The 15,781-nt window shown below is 46.3% G+C and carries 19 protein-coding genes; 12 read left to right on the top strand and 7 right to left on the bottom strand.

Features of this window, described 5'->3' with window-relative positions; translation table 11 throughout:
* Nucleotides 1-46 precede the first annotated feature (46 nt).
* Nucleotides 47-274, bottom strand: a complete 228-nt coding sequence (locus QUA40_RS15490; RefSeq protein ID WP_333127282.1) for a hypothetical protein — start codon at nucleotides 272-274, stop codon at nucleotides 47-49.
* A 164-nt stretch (nucleotides 275-438) separates the two neighbouring features.
* Here QUA40_RS15490 and QUA40_RS15495 point away from each other — a divergent pair, with 164 nt between their 5' ends.
* On the top strand, nucleotides 439-678 hold the full coding sequence (locus QUA40_RS15495; RefSeq protein WP_333127283.1) for a helix-turn-helix transcriptional regulator: 240 nt from the start codon (nucleotides 439-441) through the stop codon (nucleotides 676-678).
* A gap of 145 nt (nucleotides 679-823) precedes the next feature.
* Here the strand turns inward: QUA40_RS15495 and QUA40_RS15500 are convergent, their stop codons facing one another.
* Entirely contained in the window at nucleotides 824-1,408 is a 585-nt protein-coding gene (locus tag QUA40_RS15500) for a PAP/fibrillin family protein (RefSeq protein WP_333127285.1), read from the bottom strand.
* A gap of 158 nt (nucleotides 1,409-1,566) precedes the next feature.
* Nucleotides 1,567-3,243, bottom strand: a complete 1,677-nt coding sequence (locus QUA40_RS15505; RefSeq protein WP_333127287.1) for a glycosyltransferase family 4 protein — start codon at nucleotides 3,241-3,243, stop codon at nucleotides 1,567-1,569.
* A gap of 413 nt (nucleotides 3,244-3,656) precedes the next feature.
* Between QUA40_RS15505 and QUA40_RS15510 the strand changes: the two genes are divergently transcribed.
* From QUA40_RS15510 to QUA40_RS15545, 8 genes are all read left to right on the top strand, one after another.
* Nucleotides 3,657-3,896, top strand: coding sequence for a DUF3134 domain-containing protein (locus QUA40_RS15510; protein WP_172190580.1), 240 nt, complete (start codon nucleotides 3,657-3,659; stop codon nucleotides 3,894-3,896).
* A gap of 130 nt (nucleotides 3,897-4,026) precedes the next feature.
* On the top strand, nucleotides 4,027-5,142 hold the full coding sequence (mraY, locus tag QUA40_RS15515) for a phospho-N-acetylmuramoyl-pentapeptide-transferase (protein ID WP_333127290.1): 1,116 nt from the start codon (nucleotides 4,027-4,029) through the stop codon (nucleotides 5,140-5,142).
* 338 nt (nucleotides 5,143-5,480) lie between these two features.
* Complete coding sequence (locus tag QUA40_RS15520) at nucleotides 5,481-6,485, top strand: glycosyltransferase (protein ID WP_333127292.1); 1,005 nt, start codon at nucleotides 5,481-5,483, stop codon at nucleotides 6,483-6,485.
* Between the two features lie 335 nt (nucleotides 6,486-6,820).
* Nucleotides 6,821-8,680: an NAD(P)H-quinone oxidoreductase subunit F gene (locus QUA40_RS15525; RefSeq protein WP_333127294.1), complete on the top strand. Its 1,860-nt coding sequence runs from the start codon at nucleotides 6,821-6,823 to the stop codon at nucleotides 8,678-8,680.
* Nucleotides 8,681-8,784: 104 nt separating this feature from the next.
* Nucleotides 8,785-9,504: a carbonic anhydrase gene (locus QUA40_RS15530; protein WP_333127297.1), complete on the top strand. Its 720-nt coding sequence runs from the start codon at nucleotides 8,785-8,787 to the stop codon at nucleotides 9,502-9,504.
* A 200-nt stretch (nucleotides 9,505-9,704) separates the two neighbouring features.
* The gene (locus tag QUA40_RS15535) at nucleotides 9,705-11,258 is read left to right on the top strand and encodes an NADH-quinone oxidoreductase subunit M (protein ID WP_333127299.1); all 1,554 of its coding nucleotides are present in this window, start codon (nucleotides 9,705-9,707) and stop codon (nucleotides 11,256-11,258) included.
* A gap of 177 nt (nucleotides 11,259-11,435) precedes the next feature.
* Nucleotides 11,436-12,758, top strand: a complete 1,323-nt coding sequence (locus QUA40_RS15540; protein ID WP_333127301.1) for a CO2 hydration protein — start codon at nucleotides 11,436-11,438, stop codon at nucleotides 12,756-12,758.
* 281 nt (nucleotides 12,759-13,039) lie between these two features.
* Nucleotides 13,040-13,246: a hypothetical protein gene (locus QUA40_RS15545; protein ID WP_333044023.1), complete on the top strand. Its 207-nt coding sequence runs from the start codon at nucleotides 13,040-13,042 to the stop codon at nucleotides 13,244-13,246.
* Here the strand turns inward: QUA40_RS15545 and QUA40_RS15550 are convergent.
* The 4 genes from QUA40_RS15550 to QUA40_RS15565 form a co-directional block, all read right to left on the bottom strand.
* Nucleotides 13,243-13,461 (bottom strand): type II toxin-antitoxin system HicB family antitoxin, encoded by a 219-nt coding sequence (locus tag QUA40_RS15550; protein ID WP_242717443.1) that lies wholly within the window; start codon nucleotides 13,459-13,461, stop codon nucleotides 13,243-13,245. The genes QUA40_RS15545 and QUA40_RS15550 overlap by 4 nt on opposite strands.
* Before the next feature lie 80 nt (nucleotides 13,462-13,541).
* Nucleotides 13,542-13,805: a type II toxin-antitoxin system RelE/ParE family toxin gene (locus QUA40_RS15555; protein ID WP_333127302.1), complete on the bottom strand. Its 264-nt coding sequence runs from the start codon at nucleotides 13,803-13,805 to the stop codon at nucleotides 13,542-13,544.
* Nucleotides 13,802-14,041, bottom strand: coding sequence for a hypothetical protein (locus QUA40_RS15560; protein WP_333127304.1), 240 nt, complete (start codon nucleotides 14,039-14,041; stop codon nucleotides 13,802-13,804). The genes QUA40_RS15555 and QUA40_RS15560 overlap by 4 nt, the downstream gene beginning before the upstream one ends.
* 83 nt (nucleotides 14,042-14,124) lie before the next feature.
* Nucleotides 14,125-14,595 carry a hypothetical protein gene (locus QUA40_RS15565; protein WP_333127306.1) on the bottom strand — a complete coding sequence of 157 codons (471 nt, stop codon included), beginning with the start codon at nucleotides 14,593-14,595 and terminating at the stop codon, nucleotides 14,125-14,127.
* Nucleotides 14,596-14,723: 128 nt separating this feature from the next.
* Here QUA40_RS15565 and QUA40_RS15570 point away from each other — a divergent pair, with 128 nt between their 5' ends.
* From QUA40_RS15570 to QUA40_RS15580, 3 genes are all read left to right on the top strand, one after another.
* Nucleotides 14,724-14,936, top strand: coding sequence for a helix-turn-helix domain-containing protein (locus QUA40_RS15570; protein ID WP_006631306.1), 213 nt, complete (start codon nucleotides 14,724-14,726; stop codon nucleotides 14,934-14,936).
* Between the two features lie 86 nt (nucleotides 14,937-15,022).
* Nucleotides 15,023-15,235: a helix-turn-helix domain-containing protein gene (locus QUA40_RS15575; protein WP_006631308.1), complete on the top strand. Its 213-nt coding sequence runs from the start codon at nucleotides 15,023-15,025 to the stop codon at nucleotides 15,233-15,235.
* Between the two features lie 141 nt (nucleotides 15,236-15,376).
* A complete protein-coding gene (locus tag QUA40_RS15580; RefSeq protein WP_333063872.1) occupies nucleotides 15,377-15,571 on the top strand; it encodes a hypothetical protein in 195 nt (64 codons plus the stop codon).
* Nucleotides 15,572-15,781: the final 210 nt, after the last annotated feature.

Consider the following 15,781-nt stretch of genomic DNA (forward strand, 5'->3'; position numbering starts at 1 on the left):
TCTACCTTACTCTTAGAGGGGCAACCACGGGGGTTTAATCCTACTTTTAGTCTGCTGGTTGCCAGTCAAAAACTACCACAAGCGTTGTTTGAGGCATCAGTTGACGCAGACACAGCAAGTGCCCGTCAGCATCCGATCGACTGCGAAATCGCCCCACAATCGCGCGCTGCATACTGGGCATGAGTTTGGCGATCGCCCAAGGGTAAAGGCGTTTTTGGTACGCGATCGCCCGAGGATTCGCAGTGAATCCCTGTTGATAACCGTTTTGTGGCATGATGGTTTAGTATCCTCTATGGACTACAGGAAAGGGCGTTAGTAAGTCTCTTGCCGGAAATCGACTAACGCCTCTACTACTATGATTAAACACCAAATAGGTCATATCCGTCAACTATTGACGGTAAAACTTAACGTTTTGTCCATCAAAAGGTTCTGTCAGCTATGGATCTGAGAGCCTTAAGAGAACGTGCGGGGCTGAAAATTATAGACGTAGCACATATACTAGAATGTGCTGAATCTTCAATTCGCAACTGGGAAAAGGGTCGAACATTGCCAAAGATGGAAGTTTGGCAAGTATTCCGAATGCGGGACTTGTATCGATGTACCGAAGCGGAGTTAGTGCTAGCTGTCAGAAAGTCAATGCCGACGGAAAAGAAAGAACAGACAAAACTGACCGAGTAAGAATACTTATGAAGTCTTGAACTGTTTGCAAAAGTGATAGATTTTTGATTTTTAACCGCAGATGAACGCGGATAAACGCGGATGAAAGAAAGATAAATTGAGAATGAGTTAAGTGGTGATCGCCCTGCACATCAACAGCACAAAATCACTCTTTAGTCAACACAAAGACACTTCCTTCATTCCCGCGCCCGATCCGCAAATCCTTATCTAAATAAGTAATATCTAACCATCCCTGCTGTTCGCGACTATCGAACCCGAAATCTACAGCAGCGAACTTTTTACCCGACTCAATCTCATTGATAAACTTGACTGGAGATTCATAGCCAATCAACCTGCTTAAACCGAAAATTGACCGCTCAAACTTTACCTGCACTCGCCGTTCCGAAGTCGGCTCAAATGTCGCAGCCACGCTGACAATTCCTTCTAAGTAAGGCAAGCCGTAAAGTTCGGCAATGTTGTAAATTTTAGATTCTTTGGCGCGGATAGATTGATATATTGAACCCAATTTTACTAAGGGAAAAGCGTCAAGATTCAGCAGGCCGCTGCTGCTGGTGTACAATAGTCGCCAATCACCATTTAAAAGCTCTGCAGCTTCCACAGGGCGAGACGTGGGGTTGTAATCTTCCAATTGGGCGATCGCACTTAAAATCGCTTGTTTGTCGCTGGGAGTCGCCAGCAAACCTCGATTTTTACCAGCAATTATCTCTAAGAGTGCAGATTTTCTAAGCATAGTTTTTTCAGAAGGAAGGCATGACACGGATTTTGACAGGGATACACTGATTAATTATCGAAGTTGAGGCAAAAGTCAGACCGATATTCTCTGTAGTTTCAAGCGAGAGGGACGAAACTTTGTGGAGACGCGATTTTAATCGCCGAGTCTGCAGAGTATTAACAACTAATAACTAAGATACCAAATTTCACCAGATAGAGCAGAGTCCGATATAGGGATGCTAATTCTTGGTCGTTTTTGGTATAACGCCTGATAACTTCTCCGACGCTGACAGCACCCTTTTCCTCGATCGCATCCAATATCTCCCTCTGAATGTTAACAGAGATTCTTCTGTCCTGACCGAAGCTGGTAAACCAAATTGTTTGCAACTCTCTCAGAAGTTCTGATGTGGCGATCGCACCCAGACTCAGCATCATCTCATTGCTTAAACTTCTAGTCGCATAATTACCTAATACCCGAAACGGATCGTCGCCTAGGGGATAAGGCGGCTTCCCAGGTTTTAAAGGTGCTGACTCCGGTGCCACAAGGCGAATCTCTGCTAATTCCTGCCACAGTTGTTCGTAAGCAGCAATTACTACTTTCCAATCATAAATTTCCCTCGCCCTTTGTCTGGCATTTTCTCCCATCCGCTTTCTCAATTCGGGGTTTTCAATTAATTGGCAAAACGCCAGGGTGCAAGCATCAATGTCAACTGCTGTGGCGAGGGAAGTGTGACCCATGTAAGTCGGCCAATTTAAGCTGCCGTCGAGATAATTTAGGGCTAAATCTAAACAAGATTCCGGGGGCGGGATGAGTGTGGGAATGCGGAAGCCGTCTATTTCGTGGCGTATAGATTCTTTGTATCCGTTCCAGTCGGAGACTATGGCCGGCAGTCCGTTCGCCATGGCTTCTATTGGTGTCAGTCCAAAGGATTCTTGAATGTTGTCGGAAAGCGAAATGAAAATGTCGGCGGCCGACCAAATATTTATTCTAATTTCCGGCTGTCTCCCATCTAAAAAAATAGCATTCACCGACGGACAAAATATTTGCGCGCTATTTTTAAAGTCGGGTTCTTCTCTCGGATCTTCGATCCAACCGGCTTGAATTAAGTGGATTTTGGCTTTTGTCTGTTGCGATGCCCGTTCTAGGGCGATGTACATGGGTACCGGATGAGCTTTTGCAGAAAAAGTCAATCGACCGACAAATAACACAACAATATCTTCGGGAGAAATGCCGAGTTCTTGTCGCAGTTGGCGGCGACTATTAACTGCTTCCACACCCTGCGGAAAGGCGCTGCAATCCACTCCTAGGGGAATAACGGGGAATTTGACCAAAATTTCCGGTTTACCGCCGTTCCGCTGCGCTAAATATTCAGACCACTCCCTCATAACTCCTTCTACTGCTGTTTTCACGGCGGCAGAGGTGCAGATCAGGGCGTCCCAAGGCTGCATGGGTGCGGTGATCAAATCGCCGATCGCCTCCATGATGTATTTTGTACCGATCGTGTGAGTAACGCCGCAAACGCTGTAGGCCCGCTGATCGACAAATCTGCGCGCCCACACCATCTGCGACAGAACCGGATCTGGTCGGTAAATTGTGCCCGGTTGAGATAGCAAATCCGGTCGTTCCATCGGAATCCAGCGAACTTTCCGAGGTTTTTGCAGCCAAGGTTGGATGTGCGAACAAAACTCCTTAAAGGTTGTTGCGCTATCGGCGCAACAGTAGAGAGAGTCAGCGGTTCCGTGTTGGACTAAGCTTTTGAGAAACCCTTCTCCGGCTGAATGACGCCCCAGAAGTTTTTGCCCTCCGGTGTGGTAACCCTCTTTGTTGTATAAAACCGCTGCCGTTGTATCCATTCTGAGATTTATTACTTGAGAGTTGACTGAAGAAGCCAGAGGGCATTCGGGCTCAGGCTTTGATGAAAAACCAGGAGACTGTTCTGCATCAACCGCTGGCGCGTTAAAGAGGCTTGCAGAACAGGATCGCCACCTGTCCCGCGATATCTTAAAGACGATCGTCTCAGATTACAATGCTTACGGCTAAAGAAGGATTGGCAAGAGCGGATTTTAGTGTTATCCTCATGCCCATGCTTGGGGGCGATCGCCTTTTGGGTCTCCCATCTTATCCGATCCGGAACCAAACAGTGCCTGTGGTATAATGCTTTAGCCTTGCTAACTGCCCGATTTACAAGTGCTTCATCAAAGCAGCAGTCCGTCGGCCAAACATTACCTCTACTCGATCGCGTCTTTGTCTTTAACAACCGAGAATCATGTACAACCCATCTCTGCGTCAAATTCCTCGCCACTTGCCTGCGGATGTAATTCCATTAAAGCAGCAATCTTCTCTTTTAGACTGGTTGGAATCTAACAATCGCTTGTTAGCAAGGGATGTCCAAGAACCAGACTATCTGCACGAAGAAGAAATTTCAGAACTAATGGCAGTTGACGACAGTCCTTACGATGATTTAGAAGAGGAAGTTGAAGAGGATGCGAGTGTAGGCGAGGAATAACTTGCAGAAGGGTGAAGAAATCAACCGGAAACAGGGAATAAAAACTAAGATATTTCCCAATCTCCTGTAGCGCACCCTATTCCCCAATTGTCAATTGCTTGTTCTTAAATGGTGTGTGTTGAGGAGTGTTATGGATAACTTTGTGGATGAGAAAATTTCTTTTACTATGCCTTTCAAACTTACAGGCAGGAATTTATTCCTGCTGCTGGGTTTGGGACTCGGCATTGTCGCGATCGGTTTAGATGTAGCAGCGGGTAGACTTTTGAATGGGCCTGCATCGCTATTTATGCCACTAGCTGTTTGTGCTGTAGTTGCATCGGGTGTGGGCTGTTTAGTTGTGCCCTTACTCCAGCAATTAAAAGCAGGACAAATAATTCGCGAAGACGGCCCCCAAGCTCATTTAAAAAAGGCGGGAACGCCGACAATGGGAGGCATCTTTTTTGTACCTGCAGGGGTCGCAGTTGCTTTGCTTTGGTCGAGATTTAACTCAGATGTTGTTGCCGTATCGGCTTTAACTTTAGCTTACGGTTTCATCGGCTGGATCGACGACTGGCAAATTCTGCGACTCAAGTCGAATAAAGGTATTTCACCTCGGATGAAATTGGCTTTGCAATTAGGTTTTGGAGCTCTATTTTGTCTGTGGCTGATGTTCCGCGAACCCGGGATTTCTACCAGCATTGCTTTGCCTTTCGGTTGGGTATTGCCTTTAGGTTTTCTGTTTTGGCCGCTGGCGGGTTTTGTGCTGGTAGCTGAAAGCAATGCTACTAATATTACCGACGGCATTGACGGGTTGATGGGAGGTTTGGGGGCGATCGCACTTTTGGGATTGGGCGCATCTGTAGCCTCAACTTCGCCAGAATTAATGATATTTTGCGCCTGCACCAGCGGCAGTTGTCTGGGTTTCTTAGCACACAACCGCAATCCAGCCCGGGTGTTTATGGGTGATACAGGTGCTTTAGCTTTGGGCGGTGCGTTGGGTGCGGTAGCTCTATTAACAAATAGCCTTTGGGTGTTATTAATAATTAGCGGGATTTTCTTTATTGAAACGCTGTCAGTAATTGCTCAAGTAGGTTATTACAAAGCTACAAAAGGCCCGGATGGCATTGGCAAGCGTCTGTTAAGAATGGCTCCGCTGCACCATCATCTAGAGTTGTGCGGCTGGTTGGAAACTCAGGTTGTTGGCATTTTTTATATAACTAACGGGGTGTTAGTGTTAATGATTCTGATGTTGAGTAGCAACAGTTGAGAAGGGATTGCGTGACGGATTTCACAGGGGATGTAAGAGATATTTTCTACTATTTGAAAGAAACAGGCAAGATGCCTGTTCCACCACTGCATTCAGTTCTTGTGGAACAGGCATCTTGCCTGTTTAAGGGGCCGAAGTTATAATTTTGACAATTTATATCCCGTTAATCCAATGGAACTTAGTAACGCTTTTTAATTATTTGAAGAACCGCGAAGAGGCTTATAGGACAAACGAAGAACTACATTTGCTTATTTATCTTCCTTAGCTTCCTTAGCGCCTTGGCGGTTCGTTTAATCTTACTCAATATTAGTTATGCTATCGTTTACGGTTGTTTGTGAATGACTAAAACGTTTTTACCGGAGGTTTCGGTAGTAGTGCCTATTTACAACGGCGAGATAGATTTGCCGGAGTTGATCGAGTGCCTACGATCGCAAACTTATCCGCCACACAGAGTAGAATATCTCTTAGTAGACAACAACAGTCGCGATCGCACTTCAACCATCCTCGAAACAGCAGCCTCTAACCCCCCCTCACTCCCCCCTTTGGTAAGGGGAGGAAGCAATTTCAATCAAATAACCATTCGCCACCTCACCGAAAATCAGATTCAAAGTTCCTACGCCGCCCGCAATCAAGGAATTCGCGCATCCACAGGCGAAATCATTGCATTTACCGATGCAGACTGTCGCCCGGAATCTGACTGGCTGGAAAATTTAGTTAAGCCATTCGTTGACTTAGAAGTAGGAATTAGCGCTGGGGAAATACTCGCATTGCCCGGTAAAACTATCTTAGAACAACACGCCGATCGCCAAAATATTTTATCTCAAAAACATACTCTCGCTCACCCTTTTTGTGCCTACGGTCAAACCGCCAACTTAGCTGTACGGAGGCTAGTTTTACAACAAATAGGATTATTTCGCCCTTACCTCACCAGTGGCGGCGATGCTGACTTGTGTTGGCGGATTTTGCGGGAAACATCCTATAAAATGTATTTTGCCGAAAATGCGATCGTCCGACACCGCCACCGTTCTACAATAAAACAGTTGCAAAGTCAATGGTATCGGTACGGCGAATCAAATAAATATTTGCACGAACTCCACGGTGTCGATTTGATGCGAGAATTCACAACAGGGGAATATTTTTACCGCCTGGCTAGGTGGCTGTTAAAGGAATTTCCGGTTGCTGCGGCCAAAAGTGCGTTAGCGAAGCCCTCGAAGAGGATCGCCAGAGCCGATCTGGTAGATTGGTTTAATACGCCGATCGGTCTAGTGAATGTTAGGGCAAGGGCGATGGGGCAGCGCCAAGCCAAACTTCCCGAATCAGCTTGGCAGATTGAGCGGTTTTAATCGGTTTTAATATTTTAAAGCAATCAATCATTGTTCGATCGCACTTGCGATCGACAAATATTCGTTTGTACACAATCCGCGCCTATATATACCTATAAGTAGAGTTTATCGGTACAAATAAATATGCTTAATCCGAAATATGAAAATTTAACGCAATACTTAATATAAAATTAATAAGTCTATTCTGAAGCGCTCGATTTGACGAGGGGAAGAAACTCAGAGGCAAACCGCAAAATTTTCTTTACTTCTGCCTTCGGGCTTTTCACTGCTGTCGTCAGCGCGATCCTAATTATTCTCAGAATTTTAAATTTTTGTAACCTTTACAGGTAATGCCAATGGCTCAAATCTTACTCCAGACCGTTTGGTTTATACCTTGCTATCCACTCATCGGCGGAGTTCTGTCGATGCTGTGGTTTCCGGCAATTACCCGCCGCACGGGGCCAAGACCATCCGGTTACGTGAACGCTATATTAACCTTGTTCGCTTTTTTACACGGCGTCATCGCCCTCACAGCTATCTGGAACCAACCAGCGCAACACCAGTTCATTCCCTGGCTGAATGTAGCAGGTTTAGACTTAACTATTCCCGTGGAAATCTCTGCTGTCACCGTCGGGGCGACAGTTTTGATTACCGGACTGAACTTGCTGGCGCAGATTTATGCTTTCGGTTACATGGAAATGGACTGGGGCTGGGCTCGGTTCTTTTCCCTGATGGGGCTGTTTGAAGCCGGGATGTGCGGCTTGGTACTGTGCAATTCCCTATTCTTCAGCTACATGATTTTGGAAGTTCTGACTTTGGGTACTTACCTGCTAGTCGGGCTGTGGTTCAATCAGTCTTTGGTGGTGACAGGAGCCCGCGACGCTTTCTTAACAAAGCGGGTGGGTGACTTATTCCTGCTGATGGGGGTAGTCGCCATTCTGCCGCTGGCTGGAACTTGGAATTTTGACGAGTTGGCTGTTTGGGCCCAGACTGCAAAGCTTGACCCCACTGTAGCGACACTGCTGACTTTAGCTTTGATAGCCGGCCCGATGGGTAAGTGTGCTCAGTTTCCCTTGCACCTGTGGCTGGATGAGGCGATGGAAGGCCCGCTGCCGGCGACGATTTTGCGGAACACCGTAGTTGTGGAAACTGGTGCTTGGATATTGATTAAGTTGCAACCGGTGATTGCTTTGTCGCCGATTGGCATGACGGCAACTATTGCTGTGGGTGCTGCGACGGCGGTGGGTGCTTCATTAATTGCGATCGCCCAAATCGACATCAAGCGCACGCTTTCCTATATAGTCAGCTCATACATGGGCTTAGTCTTTATCGCCGTCGGCACCGGACAAGCCCAGACAGCCCTGACATTGATATTGGCCTACAGCTTGGCAATGGGTTTGCTGGTGATGAGCATCGGTTCGGTAGTTTGGAACAGCATCACTCAGGATGTCCGAGCTCTCGGCGGTTTGTGGGGAAAGCGGCCAATATCAGCGATATCGTTTATTGTCGGTAGCGCTGGATTGGTCGGACTGCCGCCCTTCGGCTGTTTCTGGGCTTTAGAAGACTTCACATCCGGGCTTTGGCAAACTCACCCTTTCTTGTTAGGAATAGTGCTGTTTGTAAACGGCGTCACTGCTTTTGGCTTGGTGCGCGTCTTCGGTTTAGTTTTCGGTGGCAAACCAAAGCAAATGACCGAACGTTCGCCGGAAGTTCACTGGCCTTTTATCTTGCCGATGACTGTTTTAATGGGCTTTACTTTGCACGTTCCGCACTTGCTGGCTGCGTGGCATTTATTGCCTGGGGCAAGTTTGAATTATACCGCAACTGGATTGCTAGTTTTGTCAACTGCGATCGGCATCGGTGCAGGAGCATTTGTTTACCTGAACGAGAAATGGGAAAAACCGGTGCGAATTGGTTCTCAAGCTTTGCAAGACTTTTTTGCCTACGACTTTTACACTGCCCAACTTTACCGGGTGACAGTGATATTTGCCGTCGGTCTAGTTGCTCAAGTTATCTCCTGGGTCGATCGCAATATAGTTGACGGATTCGTGAATTTAATCGGTTTTGCAACGGTTTTCGGCGGGCAAAGCCTCAAATACAACGTTAACGGTCAAACTCAGTTTTACGCATTGACAATTCTATTCGGAGTGGCAGTTTTGGGACTGCTGATAAGCTGGCCGCTGCTAGCTCGCCTGTCGCTGATTGTAGGCGGGTAAAGAGATATAAATTTTAAGATTTTAGGTGACCGTTTTAATCTAAAATCTTAAAAACATGAAGTCTTGAACAAAGATTTCAAACTCGTTCAAATAAGGCAGCATAAATGAACTCAAACCACAGACAATTCAATCTTTCCCGACGCAATTCCCTCAAATTTGTCGCAGGAGCGATTGGTACAGGGATACTCGCAGCACGAGCAGGCGCTGATTTGGCTGCACCCGAACCAGCAATTGCTCAAAATGACATGGCTCCCGATGCAGCTCTGAAACAGTTAATGGACGGGAACAAACGGTTTGTTGACAGAAAACGCCAAAATCCCCACCAAGACTTTGGGCGCATCACCGAAGTTGCCAAATCTCAAAAACCCTTTGCTGCTATTCTCGGCTGTGCAGATTCCCGCTTTCCTTCGGAATTTGTCTTCGATCAAGGATTTGGAGATTTATTTGTCTGTCGCGTGGCAGGAAATGTGGCTACCCCAGAAGAAATTGGCAGCCTGGAATTTGGCACGCTGGTACTGGGAGCAAAAGTGCTTATGGTAGTCGGGCATGAAAGGTGCGGTGCGGTAACCGCAACCATCAAAGGAGAGCAAGTTCCCGGTCAAATTGGTAGTTTGATCGACGCCATTAAGCCGGCGGTAGAAAGCTCGAAAAACCAAGCGGGCGATCCTCTAGAAAATGCCGTCAAAGCGAATGTTCTTCTGCAAGCTAGCAGGCTGAAAGCCTCTCCAGTTATCTCTAAGTTAATTGCGGAGAATAAACTGAAAGTTGTTGGTGGGTACTACGATTTAGACACGGGGACAGTCACTATTATTCCTGAATCATGATGCAATTTGGAATTGATAATTTGGGAAAAGTTAACATCTAAACTCTCAAGTTATCAAACCATAAAAGCGTGCTAAATTGAGAGTTAATATCAAATAAGTTAGCATCGGAATAGGAAATTCGAGTTAACTGTCAACCGTCAACCGTCAACAATCATTCCGGTGCAACCGGAATTGATATTACTCTTTACTCTTGACACATTATGCTTAGTGCCTTGCTCTGGTTGCCCGCGTTGGGCGCTGCGGTAGTTGGGTTCCTGCCCGGAAATATCAATGGGATGCGTCTGCGTTCAATAGCCTCGGCTTTTGCGGCAGCTATTTTCCTTTTGAATATCTGGCTGTTGACTCAATTCGATCCAGCCAATTCGGGACTGCAATTTCAAGAATATTTGCCTTGGATTCCACAATTAGGTTTGAGCTACAACTTGGGCATTGACGGCTTGTCCTTGCCACTGCTGGTTTTAAGTGCTTTGCTGACGCTATTAGTCATTTACGGCACTGGCGAAAAGATGGAGCGCCCCCAGCTTTACTACGCTTTGATTTTGCTGATCAATGCGGGTGTTGCCGGAGCTTTGATGTCTCAAAATTTGTTGCTGTTTGTACTGTTTTACGAAGTAGAATTAATTCCTTTTTACCTGTTGATTGCGATTTGGGGCGGAAAGCAGCGGGAATACGCTGCCATGAAGTTTTTGATCTACACGGCAGTTTCGGGACTTTTAGTGCTGGCAGCATTTTTGGGTGTGGCTTGGCTGAGCGGTTCTTTAAATTTCGATTACAGTGCGATTACCACTCAAGAATTGCCGATAAAAGTGCAGTTAATCCTGCTAACAATTTTGCTAATTGGGTTGGGAATTAAAATTCCCTTGGTGCCGCTGCACACTTGGCTACCCGATGCTTACGTGGAAGCTTCGCCAGCAACAGCAATTTTGCTGGGAGGGATTCTGGCGAAGTTGGGAACTTACGGTTTAGTGCGGTTTGGCTTGCAGATGTTTCCCGAAACTTGGTCGATTCTAGCTCCGGGTTTAGCGATTATCGGGACTGTGAGCGTGATGTACGGGGCTTTGAGCGCGATCGCCCAAAAAGACATCAAACGCATGGTAGCCTATAGTTCGATCGGACACATGGGCTACATCCTCGTTGCCTGCGCTGCGGGTACGAAACTCGCTTTAATCGGTGCCGTCGGGCAAATGGTAAGCCACGGCTTAATTTTAGCTTTGCTGTTTTATTTGGTAGGTATCATCGAAACCAAAGTTGGCACGCGGGATTTGGACGTGCTCAATGGTTTGATGAACCCGATGCGGGGTTTACCCACTGCCAGTTCCCTGTTAGTTTTGGGCGGCATGGCAAGCGCCGGAATTCCCGGTTTGGTGGGTTTTATTGCCGAATTTTTAGTGTTTCAAGGCAGTTTCTCGATCTTTCCAATTCCAACTTTACTCTGCATTTTAGCTTCGGGTTTAACAGCAGTTTACTTTGTAATTCTGCTCAACCGCACCTGTTTTGGGAAGTTGGACAACGCCACGGCTTACTACCCTCCAGTTACGTTTGCTGAAAATATGCCGGCGCTGGTTTTGGCGGGCATCATTTTTGTGTTGGGAATTCAACCTGCTTGGCTGCTGAAGTGGAGCGAATCTACTACAAATGCGATCGTTGCTACTCTGCCGGGGGACAGAAATACTCAAGTTGCTATTAGCTATCCCCGAGAACACTCGGATATGGAAATCGCGTCTACACAAACGAATTCCGCCTCTGCAGACTAAGAATCTACTCGTTTCCAGGCTCTGCCTGGTAACGCATATCCGGAGGCTCTGCCTCCAATTTTACAGCTCGCGGGCCTGGATATCGGTTCCCAAGCAGAGCCGGAGAACCAGTTAAAGAATCGCAGCTTTTTGCAATAATTCAAAATATTTAGATTCACTCAATCAAAGGAAGAAACAATGGTACAAACCCCTAATAAACCAGCAACTAAACTACCTCCTTCCAAACACGAATTTGCGGAAATAATTCACAGGCTGGAAGCGGGCGGCGCGATGATTCCAGATACGCCGGAAAATCTGATGCAAATCATCGCTATTTGGAAAGCTTACGCGGTGCCGATGGACTTTTACTGGCGGGATTTGCTTTACATCGCCGAACGAGTATTTTTACACCCGCTTCCTTTCTTTAAATACTTTTTACCGCAAGAGTATTTAGATTTACAAAATCACTATGCAGGTGATGGTGCAGATTTGCGAATATGGCGGGGGACTGGAAGTGTTCACCCGGAACTCTTGGAGTTCATGGAGAAGGGTGAAACTGGGAAAAAGCCGCGACTGTTTCACCATTTGTGGCACGATCGCATTAACATGGAATTTGCCGAAGAGTGCATGAGGTCAATGCTTTGGCACCGGGGCTTGTACGTGCCGACCAATCAATTCGATCCTTATTTGGACAGTGACGAATATAAGGCTAATGCCGATCGGGCAATTAAAGCTTACTTCAAAAAAGACCCGTTCATGCTGGCACTGCACAAAGCATTTCCAGAAATGTTTTTAGAACAGTGCCGCCAAATGTCTTATTACAGCAATCTCGGTTTATTCTGGGAAGTCATGGCGCCGGTGTTTTTTGAGGTTTCCGACTTGTACGACGAAGGGAAAATTACCACAGTCCCGCAGGCGATGGATTTCATAGTAAATGGCATATTTGCGATCGCCGGACGCCCGATTTACCACCACGTTTACATCGACGGCGAAACCTACGAAATCATCCCGAAATCTAAAGGTTTCACTTGGCTTTATGAAGCAGCGTTACCTTACGTGGAAGCTGTATTTTACCGCACTTCGCCATTCCGAGGCACCAAATCTTACAACGCTCAAGCTAAGGAAGTTCCTGACGACCAAAAAGACTTCCACTTCGGAGTTTTGTATGCAGACAAATTCCCGGTAGGTACGGCGGGGATTCCGCCGACTTTGCTAGCACAAGATATGCTGCATTTCCTGCCACCTTATTTGATGGATTTCTACAAACAGCGCTGTCGCGGCGAAGATGATATCCTCAATCAAATTGGGGTGACATTTCAGCGATCGATGTACTGCGTTACTTCGGCGGTGATTCAAGCTTTGCGGACTGCTCTTTTGTATCCTTTAGATGACCCTAATCCAAAGCATTTGAAGGCAAATCGAGCTTTCTTTGAGTCTCAGATCGATCGCTTCTGTCGCCCGGAATACGGCATGAAATATGCTGCGAAGTTGAAGAACATTCAGACTTCCGATTATAGGTAAAGGATGTTTGCGGAAGACATCTTACCTGAAAATTCCGCCAGTCCGTTAGTCCGCCAGGGGTTTCAACCCCTGGCTCAGAGCTGCGAGTCGGTTGAAACCGACTGGGAAAAATAAGAGCTTTTTTAAACCCTTTCAAAAGTCCTATAATATTAAGCCAGTTGGCATCGTAATTATTCATCTCTCTCTCTCTTCTTTTCCTCTAATTTCTCTGCGTTCTCTGCGGTTATATCATTTCCGATACAACCGGAAATAATATAACCAATAACAAATAACCAATAACTATGGATAGCAACGATCTAGCCAAATATATCGAAGCAAAGGACGGGATTTCCAAACCTTGGCTGTTGGTGCAACTGCGACTCAAAAAATTGCAAGAAAGGCGATCGGAGATTTCTGCTGAAGAGTATATGACAGAACTTACGGACATTCACAAAGATTTAATGAATCTGGGGGAATGGTGGCTGGGAATCGAGGATGAGGTTTTCTAGGCGATTTGAAGAATGCTAGGTGCGGGGATGGGTTCACCTTCTTCCTGCCAAGCTTCTAGATACATTTCGAGCACTTCTTCGCCATGTCGGATGGCTTCTTCGCGGGTTTGGCCGTGGGTACAGGGCATGACAACGCGATCGGCAAACTCTGGAATCGTCACGAGGAAAAGTTGATCCTCGTCAGACCATTGGACGATCATACTGTATCGATTCATGAATCTTCCTCCTTTAACTCGTCGAGTTCGGCTAACAATATTGCCAACTGCTTGGAATGGGTGAGATAGTGGGTGAGGAGTCAACCTCCTCTGTAAACTTCCTGCCGATGTTTGCATTGCAACAGCAGAATCCTGAGCTCTTCATCTTCAATTTCATATCGAAGGCGATAATCACCGATGCGAATACGGTATTCATTTTCAGAACCTTTCAGTTTAACCACTCCATCGGGACGCGGGTTTTCCGCAAGTTGCTGGACTTTGACAGCAATACGCTCGTAAACATCATCAGGCAAGACATCTAGCTGCTTTTGCACAGCTTTGGGTATAATGATTGTATAAGTCATGTTGACTTTCTTGCCCGTTGAGTCGTGTATTGGTGGAACGTGGTGTATTCACCGGCTTTGTAATCAGCACGGGCGGCCTCAATTTCAGCAATATCTTCTGGAGAATCTTCGTCATCCGGGAATAATTCAGCTTCCAACAGTTCCCAAAGCTTCTGTTTTTGAGCAATTTCCAGTGACGAAATTGCTTCTAGCAATGATTGAAATGAGATGTCTACTTTCACGGTATTCTCAGCCATTCAAACTTTTCTCCCTATTTAGTTTTACATTTTTAATTGTGCCTGTACCCATTCTCGAAATTGCTCGTCGGGGCGATCGCCCTTTAAAATTTTTCCATCAAATGTTTTTCTTGAGAATAGACATCTCGTAGCTGTTGCAGCGCCGCCCCAGAAAGTGCCGATTTCACAGTAGCTACCAATTGGCCCCACTCCAGCAAGCTGTCAACTGAAACAGCTTTTTTGAACTTGTGGGTGTAGAATTTCGTCCAAAATGCTGGCGCTAGCTTGCTTTTCCAGCGCTTGTACCATCTGCCAAAATCTTGAAGTGCGATCGGCTTTACTGCTAAAATCGGGGGAAAATCGGCGTAGCTGACAAACCGACTGATGCCTTTGGCGTGCACGTAAACCATGTAGCGACAGCACTCGATGCGGTAAATCTCGTCTGCTGAGATATTGAACAGGAGTGCGACTGTTTCTTCGGTAATGAATCTCGCCAGCGGATGCAGGATGGGAGATTTGTGAATTATTTTGGAGCAGGCGAAAGTGCTTGATTTTAGCTGGGATGATGCTATCATAGTAAGTCAGACAGCTAGTAACTGTCTATTTAAGTTTTGAAAACGATCGCCCTTTAGTTCTCTAAGCCGGGGGGCGATCGCTTTTTAGATAAATTTATTGTAAGGTGTTATAGCACCCATTGTCAAGCATGGGTTTAGTCAGAATTAAAGTCAGAGAACTAGCAGCAGAGAAAGGCTGGACATTCAAGGAAGTTTCAGAACGTTCTGGGGTGGTATACAACACTGTCAAGCATTATGCTCGCTGTCCAGGGCTGACAACGGTTGACTTTACTTTGCTGCTGAAATTAGCTCGGACTTTTGATGTGATGATTGAGGATTTGGTTGAGGTTTTGGAGGAATAAGCCGATCGGCCTTTAGTTTTCTAGACAGGGGCGATCGCTTTTTCAGATGCAATTATCTTAAAATGCAACTGCATTATTTGTCAAGCATGGGTTTAGTCAGAGTAAAAGTGCGAGAGTTAGCGGCCGAGAGGGGCTGGACATTCAAGGAGGTGGCTGAGCGATCGGGCGTGATCTACAGCACCATAACCAGCTATGCTCGTCGTTCAGAAATATCAATGGTTGACTTTACCGCCCTGTACAAGTTAGCGCGGGCATTTGATGTGATGATTGAGGACTTGGTGGAGATTATTGAGGAGTAGGCGATCGGCCTTTCCACGTTTCCACTATAAGCCGTTGTGTCGCGTCTTGTCAAGACGCGCTTAAGCATTTTGCATCGCAGCTAAAAGCTCAGCTTAAAGGTGCTAAGATTTAGTCAAAGTTGTTAATCTCCCGTTACCTTTGTGACTAGAGCCAGTACCGCTATCGGGGTGAGCCCCATCATCAAGGAAATTGTGCAGAAAAAGGCGCTAGCAACCCGACTAACGCTGAAGGAAATCATTTATGTAGGGATGCTGGCGATCGACGAGTTGGACGAAAAGCGCTTGCAAGAATTGGCTGACAAGGTGCATCAGATGCAGGTGAATGGTGAAATTTGAGGGGAAAAGGGCGATCGCCATTTTGGTGAAATGATGTTGGGGGCGATCGCACTTCTCAAAACTTCAAGAACTGGCGAGCTTAGCTTTTTGATTGCTTGTATGCTCTTAGCCAATTTAAGCCGCGCTTAGCACCTATAGCAATCCTAAATGATTATCAAGACTATGATACAATTATATGCAATACTCGATCGTGAATAAAAAGATGAATAA

This window comes from Microcoleus sp. Pol11C3, assembly GCF_036701485.1.
GTDB lineage: Bacteria > Cyanobacteriota > Cyanobacteriia > Cyanobacteriales > Microcoleaceae > Microcoleus.